The sequence below is a fragment of the Lishizhenia sp. genome, assembly GCF_057456495.1.
The window spans coordinates 1-16503 of the sequence record NZ_JBVCPV010000053.1 but is presented as its reverse complement, the minus strand read 5'-3'; the positions used below and the strand labels follow the sequence as shown (position 1 = coordinate 16503).

11 protein-coding genes and 1 pseudogene are annotated in these 16503 nt (G+C 37.5%); 2 read left to right on the top strand and 10 right to left on the bottom strand.

Annotation, left to right across the window (positions count from 1 at the left end; all coding sequences use genetic code 11):
• The 9 genes from AC22ZQ_RS05640 to AC22ZQ_RS05600 form a co-directional block, all read right to left on the bottom strand.
• The coding region (locus AC22ZQ_RS05640) for a TonB-dependent receptor (protein WP_318957809.1) at positions 1–1052 on the bottom strand (1052 nt) is incomplete at its 3' end.
• A 60-nt stretch (positions 1053–1112) separates the two neighbouring features.
• Positions 1113–2066 (bottom strand): AAA family ATPase, encoded by a 954-nt coding sequence (locus AC22ZQ_RS05635; protein ID WP_318957808.1) that lies wholly within the window; start codon positions 2064–2066, stop codon positions 1113–1115.
• Between the two features lie 33 nt (positions 2067–2099).
• Entirely contained in the window at positions 2100–3467 is a 1368-nt protein-coding gene (locus tag AC22ZQ_RS05630; RefSeq protein WP_318957807.1) for a peptidylprolyl isomerase, read from the bottom strand.
• Entirely contained in the window at positions 3442–4305 is an 864-nt protein-coding gene (locus tag AC22ZQ_RS05625; protein ID WP_318957806.1) for a hypothetical protein, read from the bottom strand. The genes AC22ZQ_RS05630 and AC22ZQ_RS05625 overlap by 26 nt, the downstream gene beginning before the upstream one ends.
• A complete protein-coding gene (locus AC22ZQ_RS05620) occupies positions 4295–6238 on the bottom strand; it encodes a peptidylprolyl isomerase (protein ID WP_318957805.1) in 1944 nt (647 codons plus the stop codon). The genes AC22ZQ_RS05625 and AC22ZQ_RS05620 overlap by 11 nt, the downstream gene beginning before the upstream one ends.
• A gap of 144 nt (positions 6239–6382) precedes the next feature.
• Positions 6383–7852 (bottom strand): IMP dehydrogenase, encoded by a 1470-nt coding sequence (gene guaB / locus AC22ZQ_RS05615; protein ID WP_318957804.1) that lies wholly within the window; start codon positions 7850–7852, stop codon positions 6383–6385.
• A gap of 78 nt (positions 7853–7930) precedes the next feature.
• Complete coding sequence (locus tag AC22ZQ_RS05610) at positions 7931–9268, bottom strand: TolC family protein (RefSeq protein ID WP_318957803.1); 1338 nt, start codon at positions 9266–9268, stop codon at positions 7931–7933.
• A gap of 4 nt (positions 9269–9272) precedes the next feature.
• Positions 9273–12641, bottom strand: coding sequence for an efflux RND transporter permease subunit (locus AC22ZQ_RS05605; RefSeq protein ID WP_318957802.1), 3369 nt, complete (start codon positions 12639–12641; stop codon positions 9273–9275).
• Positions 12642–12644: 3 nt separating this feature from the next.
• The gene (locus AC22ZQ_RS05600) at positions 12645–13760 is read right to left on the bottom strand and encodes an efflux RND transporter periplasmic adaptor subunit (protein WP_318957801.1); all 1116 of its coding nucleotides are present in this window, start codon (positions 13758–13760) and stop codon (positions 12645–12647) included.
• 234 nt (positions 13761–13994) lie between these two features.
• Here AC22ZQ_RS05600 and AC22ZQ_RS05595 point away from each other — a divergent pair, with 234 nt between their 5' ends.
• Positions 13995–14537, top strand: coding sequence for a hypothetical protein (locus AC22ZQ_RS05595; protein ID WP_318957800.1), 543 nt, complete (start codon positions 13995–13997; stop codon positions 14535–14537).
• 317 nt (positions 14538–14854) lie between these two features.
• On the opposite strand, the gene AC22ZQ_RS05590 is transcribed toward AC22ZQ_RS05595, so the two are convergent.
• Positions 14855–16090 (bottom strand): hypothetical protein, encoded by a 1236-nt coding sequence (locus tag AC22ZQ_RS05590; RefSeq protein WP_318957799.1) that lies wholly within the window; start codon positions 16088–16090, stop codon positions 14855–14857.
• Positions 16091–16247: 157 nt separating this feature from the next.
• Between AC22ZQ_RS05590 and AC22ZQ_RS05585 the strand changes: the two are divergent.
• Positions 16248–16503, top strand: a pseudogene (locus AC22ZQ_RS05585) (N-acetylmuramic acid 6-phosphate etherase); the annotation flags it as partial.

The window sequence follows — 16503 nt, the reverse complement described above, 5'->3', positions numbered from 1 at the left end:
TTCCAATTTAAGCTCGTAGCTCCAGTGAAAGTTCGAAAACGCGTTTGTTCTTGTCCGTCGAAATAAACATTGAACCTATAGGCTTCATTGATGGTTCCAAAATTTGTTTGTTGCGTTTCGGGAGCAAATCTATAATTGTTAGAGGAGAGGTGACCTAAGAAACTCCACGTTAGTTTTTCAGTAATTTCATAGTTGGCCAAAAGTTGAACATCAAAAAAGATGGGGTTGTAAGCACCTGTTGTGGGTAAGGCATTTAACAAGTAACCGTTAGATCTATATCTTGCTCCAACAATAAAATTAAGTCTCGGGCTCAATTTATCTTCTACGTGGAAAGCTGCACCCAGTAAACTACCATTGGCCGTAGCTTTAAAATCTCTTGGTTTTTTATAAGTAATATCTAGCACAGAACTTAATCGATCACCGTAATTGGCAGAAAAACCTCCGGCACTAAAAGATATATCCTCAACAAAGTCTGGATTGATGAAACTCATACCTTCTTGTTGACCACTGCGGGTAAGGAAAGGTCTGTAAATTTGAATACCATTTACATAAACCAGATTTTCATTGTAGTTACCTCCACGAACATTGTAGTTGTTCGATAACTCGTTATTCGAACTTGCAGCGGTACTGTAAATCAAACTTCTTTCAACGGAACCTCCAGGAATGGGAATGGCATTGATATCTATCTTATCAATACTGGTCATGTTTTCCTTTTTGGTTCCCGCAATATCTACGGCTGTATAATTTTGTACTGAGAATTTAGTTTTAGACAGTTTTCTATTTTCACCTTCTTTTAAAACAAGAGGATAAGAAAAACGTTCTGCTTCATTTTGTACAATAATAGTAAGTGAAGTATTACTGGGTAGTGTAAGGTCAAAATATCCGTCAGAATTAGAACGTGTATTAAATTTTAAGGAGTCTTCTTTCACAAAAATATAGGCTCCATAGAATCCGTCATTGTCTTTATCTACAACACGTCCTTCAACGGTAGAAGTTTGTCCCCAAGCAAGAGAACTTAGCACTAATAAAAAAGTAAGATGCAGTAATTTCATAGTAAAACTGAAGCTATAACTTCAAAAACTTGAGATTATTCTATCAAGGGGAAGAAAATCTTAAAGTAAAGCGTCGATAATTTTTTCCATGGTATAACCTTCTGCTTCAGCTCTATAGTTTTTCACCAAACGGTGACGTAAGATAGGCACAGCCACAGCTTGCACGTCTTCTATGTCTGGAGAATATTTTCCTTTCAACGCTGCATGACATTTAGCACCTACAATGAGATACTGTGAAGCACGCGGACCTGCTCCCCAAGAAATGAAATCTTTGGTGATTTGGGGCGCTTTAGGATTGTTATAACGCGTTTTACTTACCAAGTTAACGGCGTATTCTAACACATTATCTGCCACAGGTATTTTACGGATGAGTTCTTGGTATTGTACAATCTCCTCACCGGTCATAATTTGTTTTAAGTCAATTTTTTCGTCAGAAGTAGTAGCTTTCACAATGGCCATTTCTTCTGCAAAAGAAGGATAATCTACCCAAATATTGAACATGAAACGGTCTAACTGCGCCTCGGGTAGAGGATAGGTTCCTTCTTGCTCAATAGGGTTTTGTGTAGCCAATACAAAGAAAGGTTTGTTTAACTGATAGGTAGTACCTGCTGCAGTTATACTTTTTTCTTGCATTGCTTCTAACAATGCGGCTTGTGTTTTGGGTGGAGTTCTGTTGATCTCATCGGCCAAAATAACGTTAGAGAAAAGAGGTCCTTTTATAAATTTGAAATTTCTACTCTCGTCTAATATTTCCGATCCTATAATGTCAGAGGGCATTAAGTCTGGCGTAAACTGAATACGGTTAAAGTCTAAACCAAGTGTTTGCGCAATGGTGTTGACCAAAAGTGTTTTGGCCAAACCTGGTACACCTACCAATAAACTGTGTCCACGTGAAAAAATACTGATCAAAACTTGGTCTACAACTTCATCTTGACCTATAATGACTTTGTGTATTTCTTCTTTAAGAGCTTTGTATTGAACAACGAGGTTATTAATAGCTTGTACGTCTGACATATGATAGAAATTGTTAAGGTTTAAATATAACGATTACCAGTTATAATTCAAGTTACAAGACTTAAAATCGGGATCAATTTTTATGTATGCTTTTTCTATGCTTTCTTCTACCCATTCGCCAATTACTTCTTGCTCTTTGCTTGCTTGTGCAGCTTTCTTAACAAAGGCGTAGTCATCTTCTAAATTCGCAACGTGTGGTTTGGTTTGATCTGCCAAACGTACAATACGAACACCTTCTTTTCTACTTTGGTAATTGATATAGATACCAGGTTGCGTGTATTGCCCGACCTTTAAACCTTGGATAACGGTAAATATCTGTGGGTCTATTTGGTTAATGTTTTGTACATCCCAGTATATATCTCCCGTGTAAGGGTTTGTTACATTACCATGATTTTGTTTCGTTTCTTTATCTTCTGAGTATAATTTTACAGCTTCATCCCAAGAGATTTCGGCACGTTGCAAACGCTGGTAGCATTCGTCAATCACTTCTGCAGCTTTGGTAATACTTTCGTTACTTACTTCAGGAATACGAAGAATATGTCTGCAGGTATAGTCGTTTCCTTTTCTTTCGATTAATTGAACGATATGGAAACCATATTCTGTTTCGAAAACTTCAGAAATTTCACCGGGTTTTAAGTTCATGGCCGCAGCCTCGAACGGTTTTACCATCATCCCTTTTGAAGCTTCTAATAAACCACCTTTTTGTGCACTTCCTGGGTCTTCTGAGTAGATTTTAGCCATCAACTCAAACCTTTTCTTACCGTTGATGATTTCATCTCGCCATTTGTTGAGTTCTGCAATAGTTTTGGCTTTATCTTCTGTTGTAATTTCAGGATATACTACAATTTGTTGTAAAGCAATTTGCTGGTTGATGTAAGGCAAACTATCCTTAGGGATAGAGTTGTAGAATTTTTCTATTTCACGAGGTGTAACAACGATATTGGCTGTAATTTGACGTTCCATTTCTTCGGCCATCATTCGCTCACGGATGATTTCTCTAAACTCGTCTTTAATTTGCGCGTAAGTTTTCCCATAAAACTCTTCTAACTTTTCACGCGAACCAATTTGTGCTTCTATGGTTCTCAAACGGTTTTCCATGTTGGCATTTACTTGCTCATCATTGATTACGATACTATCTAGCTGTGCCTGATTTAAAAGCAGCTTTTGATACATCATGTCTTCGAAAATGGAGCACTTGGCATTGTTGCCCAATCCTTCGCCATTGATTTCGCTTTGTATTACCTCGTTTTTAACCTCTGATAGTAAAATAATATTGTCACCTACCTGGCCTATAATTTTGTCCACCGTTTCTTTCCCAGTACCTCCAATGCTAGTGGGTTGAGCAGCGGCAAAAAAGCTAATGAATAGGGCTACACTACTTAGTATAAATGTTGATCTCATATCTATTTTCTATCAATTTTGTTATCGAGTCGTTTAGTTCAACTCTTATCTTTTTGGCTTTTTGTGCCAAAATTCTTTTTTCTATCAGTTCGCGCTCTTGCGCATTCGGTTTTAAAGCCTCTTTGGTATTGTAACTTAAAATGTTGAGGTAGTAAGCAAATTGATTGTCTTTACTAATAATTTTCCCTTTGCTCTCGATTAACTCTTTAATGTTCACCTCTATGGGCATTTCACGGACTAAATCGTCAAACACAATCCACTTGTTTTCCTCAAAATAGAAGTTTGTGGCGTAAAGATTTGCAAAGTTTTTTATTTCCTCCCTGTCTTTACCATTTTTTAACAGGTAAAGCTGGTCAATGTTGGAGTTGCGTAATTTATTCAGGGCTACTTTTAAGTAGAGTGCTTTCACTAAATAAATTTCGTCACTAAAGTTTTTTCTGTGTTTTTTGTAGTAAGCTAAAATTTCTTCTTCAGAAGGGGATGCATTGGCCAAAGCCTTTTTTATCATACCACTTTCAATATGAAACTTAAGTAAATCAGCACTTTCTTTTACGTTATGTGCTTTGATTTCGTAATACAAGTTGGGTTGTGTCTCCTTTAAGTAAAGGGCGTATTCCTGTTGTGCTATCCAATCCAATAGAAAGCCATCTCTGTCTTCTTTATTGTTCGGGTCTAACTGTAAAGCACGCATCATACCTTCACCATCTTCTTTGGTCAAGATTTCATTTTCTACCGCAGCCCACTGTTCTTTTTCTCCAAAAGAACAAGCTGCTAGAAAACAGAAAAGGCTGCCGAAAATGACAGCCCTAAATGTGATATGTTTGTGTTTAACTACCAAGGCTGAATAATACCTCTTTATTAATTACAATATCGTGTTTCTTTCTTAATTCTTCTAACCAAGCTTTTTCCAATTGTGTTTGGTAGTCTTGGATGATTGCACCTTTCGCTTCTTTATAGGTTTTTGGTCTACTTGGTAATTCTTCATTTACTACCACTACGTAGTATTTTCCGTTTGCCTCGTACGCCTTGTTTAAACCTAGTGATAAAGATTCGTTTTTGATACGTTCGTCAGTTTCCGTATTCATTACCAAGCTATCGGCACGCATACGCAAATCAGACTCACTTCCGAATTCAGCTTCTAAATCTGCCATGCTTGCTCCTTTCTTCAACATTTTGTATGCTTTCTTCGCATCTTTCTTGTTGTAAAGTTCGAATACATTTGCGTTTAATCTGTTCGGTAAGATGTAATCTTCTCTGTGGGCTTGGTAGTAATTTTTCAACCCTAAAGTGTCTTTAGACGCCTTGTCCCACACTTCATCTTTCATGATTTCATACAACAATATTCCATCGTGGTATTCTTGCATTAAGTGTTTGTATGCAGGGTATTTGTTTTTTAATTGGCTTTCTTCGTATGCAATGATTTGTGTTCTTTCCCAGTTCGTATAAACTTTTGCTACAAAATCATCCACGTTTTTCATAGGTTGCTTACGCTGTGTGTTTTCTAAGAACGAAGCAAAGTCATTCAGGGTGTAATCTTTGTTGGCATAATTAAAGATTACTGCATCTGCATTCGTACCATCGAACTTCCATGTTCCTTCAAAAAGAGATGAATCAACCACTCCTTTTAACAAGGCTGGTGCAGTTTGCGCACCTGCTGTGAAGTTGTATTCTTTTTTCAATTTTTCTACAAAAGAAGCTTGTGTTTGCTGACCTCTCATGTCGCGGTTTACTTTGTTGTATAACTCGCGTTCCATTTCCTCATAAGAAGGAAGTGGCTTCCAACTCACACGTCTTACGATGTGGTAACCAAATTGCGTTTTGAATGGTTTAGAGTATTGTCCGTCTTCTGTTAAAGCAAATGCTTCATCTTCGAAAACAGGTACCATACGTTGTTTCGTTCTAGAACCAAAATCAGGTAATAAACCTCCTTTGTTTCTTGAGCTTTGATCGTCAGAGTATTTTCTTGCTAGTGTAGACCAATCTTCACCTCTTTCTAATTTTGCGTAGATAGAGTCAATTTTATTTTTAGCCGCCTGAAGTTCTTCTTCTTTTTGAGCTAAAACTAAGATGTGTGCTGCAGAAATAGTTCCGCGTGCATCTCTTACGTCAGTAATTTTTAAAATGTGGTAACCAAACTTTGTACGCACAGGCATAGAAACTTCTCCCTCTGGAGTATTGTATGCAGCGTTCTCAAACGGGTACACCATTTGGAAAGCAGTAAAGTAACCTAAGTCTCCATTGTTTTGGGCAACAGATGGATCTTCTGAACCAAATTTAGAATTGGCAACACTTGCGAAATCTTCTCCTGACAATATTCTGCGACGCAGATTTATAATTCTATTGTAAGCTTTTAAAGTATCATGTGGTGAAGCATCTTCTCCTACACGAATTAAAATGTGAGAAGCACGAATTTCTTTTTGCATTCTATCGTAGGCTTCTTTTACCAGAATTTCATTCTGTGCAGAATCTACTAAATAGGGAAGAGCTAATTGTCTTTCATATCCCTGTAATTCCTTAACGAAGGCCGGGATAGTATCGAGTCCCATAGCTTCGGCTTCAGCAACTTTTAATTTAAAATCACTGTAACGTTTTGCGTAAAGCTCTAGAGAGTCTTTCGCATAGCTTGGTGAATCATTATTTTTTAAATAGGATTGGAGAAATTCTGATTTATAAATTTTCTGACCATTAACAGTCATTATTACCGGGTCATTTTGAGCCCAAGTTAATCCTGCTAATAACAAGGAGAAAGATAATCCTACTAATTTCTTCATAATTTATAGTATCGTTTTATTAAGTGCCAAAAGGCCTATGGTTTAAGGTTTACCAAAATTAAATTTTCGATTGATAAATACGAACGAAATCAATATTTATTTTGCAAAAAAAAGACCAATCGTTTGATTGGTCTTTTTTTAATATTATTTGCTGTAGTTTGGAGCTTCTCGTGTGATGGTTACATCGTGAGGGTGAGACTCTTGCATACCTGCGTTGGTGATGCGGACAAAATCAGCACCTTTCAACTTATCTATGCTCGGCGCACCACAGTATCCCATACCTGCTCTCAATCCACCAATGATTTGGTAAACTACTTCTTTTAAGTGTCCTTTGTAAGCTACACGTCCAGAGATTCCTTCTGGAACTAGTTTCTTAACATCGTCTTCAGCATCTTGGAAGTATCTGTCTTTCGAACCTTTTTGCATAGCTTCTAAAGATCCCATACCTCTGTAGGCTTTGAATTTTCTTCCTTGGTAGATGATAGTTTCTCCTGGAGACTCTTCTGTTCCTGCGAACATAGAACCAACCATTACGATATCTGCACCTGCTGCAATAGCTTTAACAATATCTCCTGTGTAACGGATACCACCATCTGCGATAACTGGAACTCCTGTTCCTTCTAATGCTCTGGCTACATCGTTTACTGCAGTTAATTGCGGTACACCTACACCAGCGATGATACGTGTAGTACAAATTGACCCAGGACCAATTCCTACTTTCACTGCGTCAGCTCCTGCTTCAACCAAGAACTTGGCTGCTTCGGCAGTTGCAATGTTTCCTACAATTACTTCTAAGGTTGGGAATTTTGCTTTAACCTCTTTTAATTTGTCTACAACACCCATTGTATGACCGTGAGCTGTATCGATAACGATAGCATCAACTCCTGCCTCTACTAATGCTGTAACTCTTTCCAAAGTATCAGCAGTAACACCTACTGCAGCTGCTACTCTTAATCTTCCAAATTGGTCTTTACAAGAATTAGGGTGTTCTTTAACTTTTATGATGTCTCTGTAAGTAATCAATCCAACTAATTTGTTGTTGTCGTCTACTACAGGTAACTTTTCAATTTTGTGTGCTTGAAGAATTCCTTCAGCTACAGATAAGTCTGTACCATCTTTTGCAGTAATCACATTCTCAGATGTCATTACTTCTGCAACAGGTCTATTCTTTTCTTTTTCGAAACGTAAATCTCTGTTGGTAACAATTCCTTTTAATAAACCTTGATCGTCTACTACAGGAATACCTCCAATTTTATTTTCCTTCATTAAGAAAAGTGCATCTTTTACCAATGCATCTTCTTTTAAGGTAACAGGGTCTAAGATCATTCCGCTTTCAGAACGCTTAACCTTACGAACTTCTAATGCTTGAAGCTCTATGCTCATGTTCTTGTGAACTACACCGATACCTCCAGTTTGTGCAATAGCAATTGCTAGATTAGCCTCTGTTACTGTATCCATTGCTGCGGCAACGATAGGTGTGTTAACAGAAATGTTTCTTGTGATTTTGCTTTCCAACTTTACATCGCGTGGAAGTACTTGTGAAAATGCTGGAGTTAGTAAAACGTCATCGTAGGTTAAACCCTCTCTAACTTTACTGATATCTTGAAGTGACATAAACGAACCTATTTGGTAAATAAATTCCCGCAAAAGTAGGGAATAATTTTTGGAATTATTGGGTTTTTGTTCAATTTTTTAATTTTCGTTACTATACGACAATTGTAGTTGTCCCGAAATTTTATAGATATCTAAATATACGGTCATCCTGTTAAATAAAGCGTCGTTATAGCTTAAGGCTGCGTTAAGAAAATTATTTCTTAAGTTTTGTAGCTCTAAACTATTGATAAGTCCTTGGGCATATTTGGCTTTCCCTAACTCATAAGCTTTCTCCGCGTAAAGCATACTTTGCTCATTTAAATCTACCAATTGATTTTGTACATAATACGCATCGAACAATTGTAAGATATTGTTTTCAACCTGTATTTGCATTTGGTCATAGGTCATCTCACTGATCTCAGCTTCAATTTTAGCCACTTCTACTGCGCGCTTGGTTTTGTAATTGTTGAAGAGGTTATATCTTACGTTAAGTCCTGTTGAGTACACAATGGATTGTGTTCCTATAGATTGGTCTGGACTCCCAGCAAAACGTACATTACCCCACGAAGGACTTGCAGCCGCTTGTAAAGATACCACTGGGTATAAAAAAGAACGCTGATAGTCTATCATTTTCTTCTGCAATTCTATGGCCAAGAACTGGTTGCGTAAATTTTGATTGTTGCTGTTTAAGTTACTTAGCACTTCTTGCCTGTCTATGGCAGACATTGGAGTGCTCAAAGAATCTGTTAAACTGGGAAATTGCTCTAATGACATGGCGTCTTTTACGTTCATTAGTACCAATAGATTACGCTTGGCGTTTTTAATGTTGACCTCTTGTTGAATCACTGTAACCGAGTCGGCAAATAATTGATTTCTGAATTGAAAAGTTTCCAAACTACTGCTCTGACCATATTCTTCTTTGAGCTGGTAATACTCGTATTGTTCACGAGAATACTTCAGTACAGATTGATATACTTTTAGTTTTTGCTCTTCTAATAAGATGGAATTGTATGCTTTTAGAACTTCTAAAGCGATGTTTTCAATTTCCGCCATTAAGTTACCGTTGCTTTGTTGCTCCAGTAAGGCCAATCTTTCCTTCGTGATTTTTATCCCCAAACCAGTAAACAAATTCCAGTTTACGTTCACAGAGGGATTGAAGTTCTGATTGATAATAGATTCCTGAACGAAACTAATAGGGTTGTTGGAGTTGTCCTGCAACGCAAAGTTGGCACCTGCATTTAGCGTTACGGTAGGGAAGAGCCCGGCTTCTGACCACGAGTTGTTTTTCTCGGCAATGTCCACCCTGTTCTCGGCAATTTGTAGAGAGTAGTTGTGTTCTAACGCCAAGAGTACAGCGTCACGAGCGCTTAATGTTTCCTGTGTTATTCCCAACGAAGGAAAAAGGAAAAGTACGAATAGATATCCTATGTATTTCATGTTCTTAAAGATCTTGTGCTTCTATATGTTTGTTCACCTTGTTGGCTGTTTCAATTTCTTCATGACTCACCAATTTACCTCTCCTCAACCAGTGGAAGGTACGTTTTACATCATTCCCAAAGAGTATAGCTACAGGAAAACATAGCAAAATGAAGAAGGTTCCGAATAATACACCGAAGGCGATGGAAACTGCCATGGGGATAAGGAATTGAGCCTGCATACTTTTTTCAGCTATTAAAGGAAGAAGTCCACTAACCGTTGTAATGGTTGTTAACAGAATGGGACGGAATCTAGAAATGGCTGCTTCGTATACAGCTGCTCTCGAGGTGTATCCTTCTGCTATCAATTGGTTGTGTCTGTCTAAGAATACTACGGCATCGTTGATGAGTACTCCAAGTAGGGCAATCATCCCAAACAAACTTAAAATTGAAACAGGGATTCCAACAATTCCGTGCCCTAATATTGCTCCTGCAATCCCTGCTGGTATAACCAACATGATGAGGAAAGATTGATAGAGCGAGGTAAAGTGTAGCATGACAATCATAATCATTACCACTAAAACGATCATGGTCATGTAAGCCATTGAGTTCCCTGTTTTCTGACTTCTCTCGAACTGCCCTAGTTTACTAAAGCTCACAGAAGGGTGTAAAGCTTCAACTTTTGGTATAATGTCTTTGATGATTGCTTGGTTAAATACCGCAACGCTATCAGGGAAGAGACATTTTGCATCTACTTTAACTTGGCGTTGACCATCTCTTCGCTTCAAACTTACAGGTCCACGTCCCATTGAAAAGCTTGCAATACTTGTTAGAGGAACGGCGGTACCATCGGGTAGTTTGATGCGCATTTTTTTCAGGTCAGATAAAGAGCTTCTATCTTGTTGAGGATAACGTACCCAGATTTTAACTTCATCATTACCGATAATTATGCGCTGCGCTTCACGACCAAAGAATCCGTTTCTTATTTGGGCGATGACTTGCGCTTTTCCAATTCCGTAGATTTCAGCTTGTGGTAATAACTCAATGAATACCTCTTGTCTACCTGGAGGCATGTTGTCTTTTACGTTGGCAACCCCTTTTTTATTTTCTAATTCTGACCTGAACATTTCTTTGGCCAACTCTAATTCCATGTTGTCTTGAGAAGAAAGACCAAATTCAATATCAGCTCCAAATCGACCAAAAGAACCCACGAATATTTCGCTGCTTAATTTACCAATATCTGTGGCTTTAACTCGACGAGTGATACGGTTCATTAGCGTGTCCACTGGGTATTTTGCATCTTCACCCTCGTAATAAATACTCAACATTCCTGTGTGGTTTCCGGCTTGACCTATGTTCATGGTAGCACCTATGTTCGTTGTGTAATAGGTTAACATAGTATCACCTGTTTCAGCGATAATACGTTCATTTTCTTCCATGAGTATCTCTGTAGCTTTTTTTAGGAATTTATCCGTTTGTGCTTCGTTGTCCCCAGGAGTAAAGGCTACTTCAACATTAAAGAAATCAGGCGGAATGTTCGGGAAAAAGGTAAATGCAATTTTACCTGATTGAAAAAGCATGATAACACTTATCACAAAGGCGAAAGGAAAGAAAAAACTCAATCTGTAGGCTTTCTTCCAACGCACCCCCATGAACAGCTGTAACATATCTGCAAATGCTTTATCACGAATGAACCTGATGAATAAATTGATTCCTTTACGTACACCATTTTCTGCTGGAGACTTCGTGTAGGCGTAGTAGAAAAGTCCTGCACCCAATATCATGAAGGTGAAAGGTATGAGCCCCGTTGTATAACTTAATTCAGTAGGTAGTAAATGAGCTCCTAGATAAATAAGACCAAAACCTATTAGCATGAGTATTATACCTACAGGCATTTTTATACTCGTTTCATTTTTATCATTTAATACTTTGGGTGAGGCTAAGTGGGAGGGGAGTACTAAGAAGGCTTCTACAAGAGAGAATACAAGACATGAGATTACCACAAAGGCCATTTCACGCATCATTTCTAAACCTTCTACAAAAAGCAAAACAGAAAAAGCTACCATAGTTGTGAGTACAGAGGTAAATACAGAAGGTAAAACTTCCATGGTACCATCTATTGCTGCTTTAGATGCCGATTTTCCTTTTTCGTAGTGACTGTAAATATTTTCGGCAATAACAATTCCATCATCCACTAGAATACCTACAACCAGTATCATACCGAATAAGGAAATCATGTTAATTGTGATTCCATAGGCCATTCCCAGAATGAACATTCCTAAGAAAGAGAAGGGGATACCGAATGCTACCCAAGCACTTAAGCGTACGTTTAAGAAAAGACCTAATGCCAGGAGCACGAGAACCAATCCAAACATTCCATTTTCTGTTAGGAGGTCAATACGCTGTTTTAAAAGTGAATCAAACTCGTAATACACCTCAAAAGAGTAGTCTTTATGTTCTTTATTGAATTTGTCTTTATAGGCATAAACCTCTTCAGAAATCATGGATAAATCCTCATCTAAAGTTTTTTCAATTTGAAAAGAAATAGAAGGAGAACCATTAAAGGTTGAAGTTTGTGAGTTTTCGGAAAAACCTAAGGTAACGTCAGCCAAATCTTTTAAACGAACAGATTCTCCAGAAGGCATTGTCCTGATGATGAATTCACCAATCTCTCTAACTTTTGTTGTTCTACTGTTGTAACGGATAGACATTTCTTCCGCGCCCCCGCGAATCATCCCAGCTGTAATGTCATTGTTCAATGCTCCTACCTTAGCAGCAATTTCTTCCATAGAAATGTTGTAGCGTAACAGGTCATTCTCTCGTATGTTAATGCTGATTTCTTTTTCTGGAAAACCTTGCTTGGTGATTTGTGTAATCACTTTTGTATTCAATAGGTCGCGTTCTATTTTGTTGGCCATTTCTGCCAAATCCGTGCGTTTAATACTAGGGTCTTTGGCTGTAACCCCTACAAAAGCTACAACACTTGACATCCCATTGGTTTTAAGTCGCGTAATTATTGGCTTTTCTGCCCCCGCGGGAAAACTATTAATAGAGTTAACTGCATTTTCAACATCACTCAATAGGTCATCCATGTTAGCATCAGAGTAGGCTTGAATGCTAATGGTTGCAAAGTTTTCTGAAGAACTTGCATCTATGTGCTCAATGTCTTGTAGACCTTTTACTGCTTGTTCAATTTTAATGGTAATACCATCTTCCATTTCCTTAGGAGAGGCCCCAGGGTAAGTAACCGTAATGTTGATTTGGTTGGGATCTAGCTCTGGAAAGAACGAACTGTTCAAGCTGAAGAGAGACCACAGTCCAAACATCAAGACAAGTGCAATTATGGCATTGGCCCAAATTGGCTTTTTGATAAAGAAGTTTATAATGTTTCTCATAACTTATTTTTCTACAGCTTCGTATTTTGTATCAGCTTTCGGGTTTTGGAGGTAGGTACATAACACTTTTGTGTTTTCTGGTATTTCTGCTATTAATAAGCTATCTCCCTTGTATCCAAAGTTTTTAATTTCAAGACTGTGTAAAGTACTGTCTTTTAAATACTGTACTTTATTATTCTCTAATGCTGTATGCGGAAGCGTAACTGTTTCCATTTCCAATTTCTCTGCACACACTAAATTCAAGAAATCACCTTGATATACTTTGTGTCCGTTCACCGGCGAAATAGAAAGGTAAGTATCTATACTCTGCGTTTGTTGGTTTACCACATTTGAGGTACGAATAATTTTACCTAAACCAACTGTATCTTTGTTCGGAGAGATGAACCATAGTTTTTGAGCACTTGTAAAGTGATTTAATTCTTCTTTTTTAATGGGAACCTTTACTTCGTAATCACCTGTCTTAACAATGCGTGCAATGCTTGTTGCAGGAGATACATAAGATCCTTCTTCTGCGAAAGTTTCAACAACTGTCCCGTCAAAGGGTGCTCGGTATACGTATTTATTTAAACGTGTTTCGGCAGATTTAATATTGTAGTATTCTGTGGCAATGTTTCTACTGTTAATGAATCTTTTTTCTTTATCTGAATTGAAAGTTGGTAATTCCGGAAGAGCTTCCTTATCGTTAATAGCGTTGGTAAACCTTTTCCATTTTTCTAACTCACTAGGGAAATCAAGTTCTATATCTGCTAATAAATTAACCAACATGGAGTTGAAGGCTGACCTGCGCGAATAAATGGTGTATAACTCTTCGGATTGATCTACTCGATAAAGTACACTTCCTTTCTTAAAGCTATGTCCAGGTTTTAGTTTTTTATCTCCCTTTAATAATTTTCCTTGAACCTCAAAAACAACATTGATTTCTGTATACGGAGTAACTTGTCCGTAAGCTTCGTATTCAACTTGTGCTAAATAATTTTTCGCAATAATTACCGGGACTATAGTAGCCGTTTTCTTGCTGATTTCTGTTTTTGGACCTTTTCCTTTTGAGATAATTGGTCCATATACCAAACCAATTAATATAATTCCGAGGATGATCAGCACAATGTTTCTTACTTTCATTTCAAGCTATGTTGTGAGTTATTTGTGTTAAAAATAAGTCTTTCGGTGTTGAACTACCTATTATTTTTCTATCAAAGGTGAAATGTGCTTTCGAGAGGTAATCATTTTTTAACGAAAACCGTGTTATAAACGTTTTGGGTTGTTAATAACTTCGTTGATAAAGATGCGGAACCCCTTATTTTAAAGGCTTCATTCTTCTTTAACTTTGTCTTAAACGTAGGTAAACGTAACGCAATGTTAAAAACACTATTCAGAAGAAAACTTTCAGATGAGCAATTAGCAAATGTATTTGTTAATGCTATGCTGGATTGTGTGGATAAAGGTTTTGATGAGGTCGTTGAGCTCATTAAAGAAGACCCAGCATTTGTTACAGTTCCTGATTTAGAGAACTATTCTGACGGTCATTTTACAATGATTGTAATTGTGGCAAACCTTAGCTTTTTAGGAGATCACTTCGACCCACAGCAATGTGCGGATTTAGAGAACTTGATTAAAGAGAAGTTTGCAGACATTTTTGGTATGAGCAAGGATGTTTTTGATACGCATTTAAACAACTATAAGAAGTTTATGGCGCGTGTTAATCACCCTTCAAAAAACATGCACTATGCAATGAGTAAAGGGATGTTTCATAAATACCAATTGAATGAGTACCAGGATGGTTACTTTAAGAAAATGAAATGTCCAAACCCATTGTTCTTGAAAAGAATGGATGAGGTGATGGATAGTTTTGTTTGGAACTGGGACGCTTTCTTTAAGCGTTATAAAATGGTGGGGTAATTTACCCTTCAATCGAATATCGGAACAATAAGTCCTTAGCTTATTGCTTGCTATACTTGTCTCAAATAATGAAACGTCTGTATTTAATGCAGGCGTTTTTTTTGAGTTTTAGATTAGGGCATAAAAAAACCTGATCTGAATACTGTTTATAACAAGATTCAAATCAGGAAAAGCACTTATATGTACTAAAAACCAAAAACAAACGAAAATTACTTACTACAGATATTCGTTGTGTATATCTCAAATATACAGCAGAAGTTTGCTTGATTTTTGAATAAACTCTTAAGGGATATTTTGATTGATTAAACGGTAAGGAATTAGTAACCAAACCTTGGGTTAACTACATCGTTGTATATACTTCCAAAGGTAAAACTTAGTCCAGTGCTTAACCAGTAGTTATAAGCGGTGGCTAACTGCGTTTGTTGTAGTAATACTTCTTCGTAACTCGCTTCCCCACGTTCTAGGTTTACTTGGTCTTTAATAATACGGAAACTTCCGCTCATACGCCAGCTAAGTCCTTTGAAAACACGGATGTTTAAACTTACCCAGTTGTTTAATGAATTGAGTTGAAGATCGTTCATGTAGTTGTTCCAGCTTACAGAGTAGCTAATGTTACCCCATGGCTTTTTGAACTTCATGTCGGTACTTAAAGTTTGTTGCCACAGCAATTCCTCAATTTGGTTATAAACGGTTGTATCTATGTAGTCATTGAAACGTGGTCCAATTTTATACCCCAATCTTATTTGTTTGTTGTTCGATTCTGCGTAATCGTAAATGTTGTATTCCAAAGCACCCTTTAAGGTTCCGTAAAAATCGTAGTTGTTGTATATAGAGGATCCCGCATTTGTAAAAGCACCTGCCGATAAGTTATTGCTCAAGGCGCGTGTGTAGGTTAAATCAACCGCATTCGATTTTTGAATGTTGTAGACCACTGTGTCAGGATCCGATAAAATGTATTTTTTACGCTGGTAATTGTACCATCCGCCCACGTCAATTCTATCTTGCTCTCTCACTCTTTCTGCAGAAACAGAGTTGTTGTTGCTGAAGTTAGTATAGGCTGCCTGACCATCTGTATAAATGCTTGTGTTGATAGAGAAAACCCAGTTTTTCCATTTGTCTTTAGGTTTTTCTGGCTGCACGGCTTGTTGCTGTAACATTACGGCAATATGGTCTGTGGTATTGTTTTTTACCCAAAAACTAACCAGTCCAATTTTAAGATAGTGGAGTTGCTTCTTGCGCAACTCATGGGCTGTTGTATTATTGGGAACAGAAAAGTGAAGTGTATCTACGATACTACTGTATTTATTTAGACCTATAAAGTGAAATTCATATTTAGAGCCTCCAGATCCTGTGCGTTGTGAGAAGAATTGAACGTGACAATCTGCAACATATCTATCGCGCACAAGGGTAGCATAAGGAAGATTACTTCGGAAGTAATTTTTATCACAACCCGGGCAGTCAATAAATACTTTTACCGTTTTCGTACTGTCTTGAACCTGGCCAAAAACAGATTGTAAGGTAACCAACGCGAATACAAGAAGTTGAAGTCTCATTTTAACAGAAAAATGCTTTTATTGTGCAAAAATGCACATAAATACCTGAAGATGGATGGAATATGCAATTAGTTCTTCATACTGAGATGTTTATTTATTTAAACGTAAGGAATTTGACGTGAGCGGAACTTTTGTAATTTGGCCCAAAATTCAAAGCATGAGCAAGATTACAGAAAGCGATAGTTTATATGATGGTTTAGAAAAGATGACTTCTCAAGAATTATTGGAGAATATCAATCGAGAAGATCAAAAGGTAGCCCTAGCTGTTCAGAAAATAGTACCTGAAATTTCAGCTTTTGTAGATGCTTGTGCGGAGAAAATGAAAAAAGGTGGACGTCTTTTTTATATCGGTGCGGGTACGAGCGGTAGGTTAGGCGTTGTAGATGCTTCGGAGTGCCCGCCTACCTTTGGGG

Bases quoted from the DNA above. Each gene is read 5' to 3' on its own strand.
- AC22ZQ_RS05600 (WP_318957801.1), bottom strand. From the start codon at position 13,760: ATGAAAGTAAGAAACATTGTGCTGATCATCCTCGGAATTATATTAATT.
- AC22ZQ_RS05590 (WP_318957799.1), bottom strand. From the start codon at position 16,090: ATGAGACTTCAACTTCTTGTATTCGCGTTGGTTACCTTACAATCTGTT.
- AC22ZQ_RS05630 (WP_318957807.1), bottom strand. From the start codon at position 3,467: ATGAGATCAACATTTATACTAAGTAGTGTAGCCCTATTCATTAGCTTT.
- AC22ZQ_RS05595 (WP_318957800.1), top strand. From the start codon at position 13,995: ATGTTAAAAACACTATTCAGAAGAAAACTTTCAGATGAGCAATTAGCA.
- AC22ZQ_RS05620 (WP_318957805.1), bottom strand. From the start codon at position 6,238: ATGAAGAAATTAGTAGGATTATCTTTCTCCTTGTTATTAGCAGGATTA.
- AC22ZQ_RS05610 (WP_318957803.1), bottom strand. From the start codon at position 9,268: ATGAAATACATAGGATATCTATTCGTACTTTTCCTTTTTCCTTCGTTG.
- AC22ZQ_RS05605 (WP_318957802.1), bottom strand. From the start codon at position 12,641: ATGAGAAACATTATAAACTTCTTTATCAAAAAGCCAATTTGGGCCAAT.
- AC22ZQ_RS05635 (WP_318957808.1), bottom strand. From the start codon at position 2,066: ATGTCAGACGTACAAGCTATTAATAACCTCGTTGTTCAATACAAAGCT.
- guaB (WP_318957804.1), bottom strand. From the start codon at position 7,852: ATGTCACTTCAAGATATCAGTAAAGTTAGAGAGGGTTTAACCTACGAT.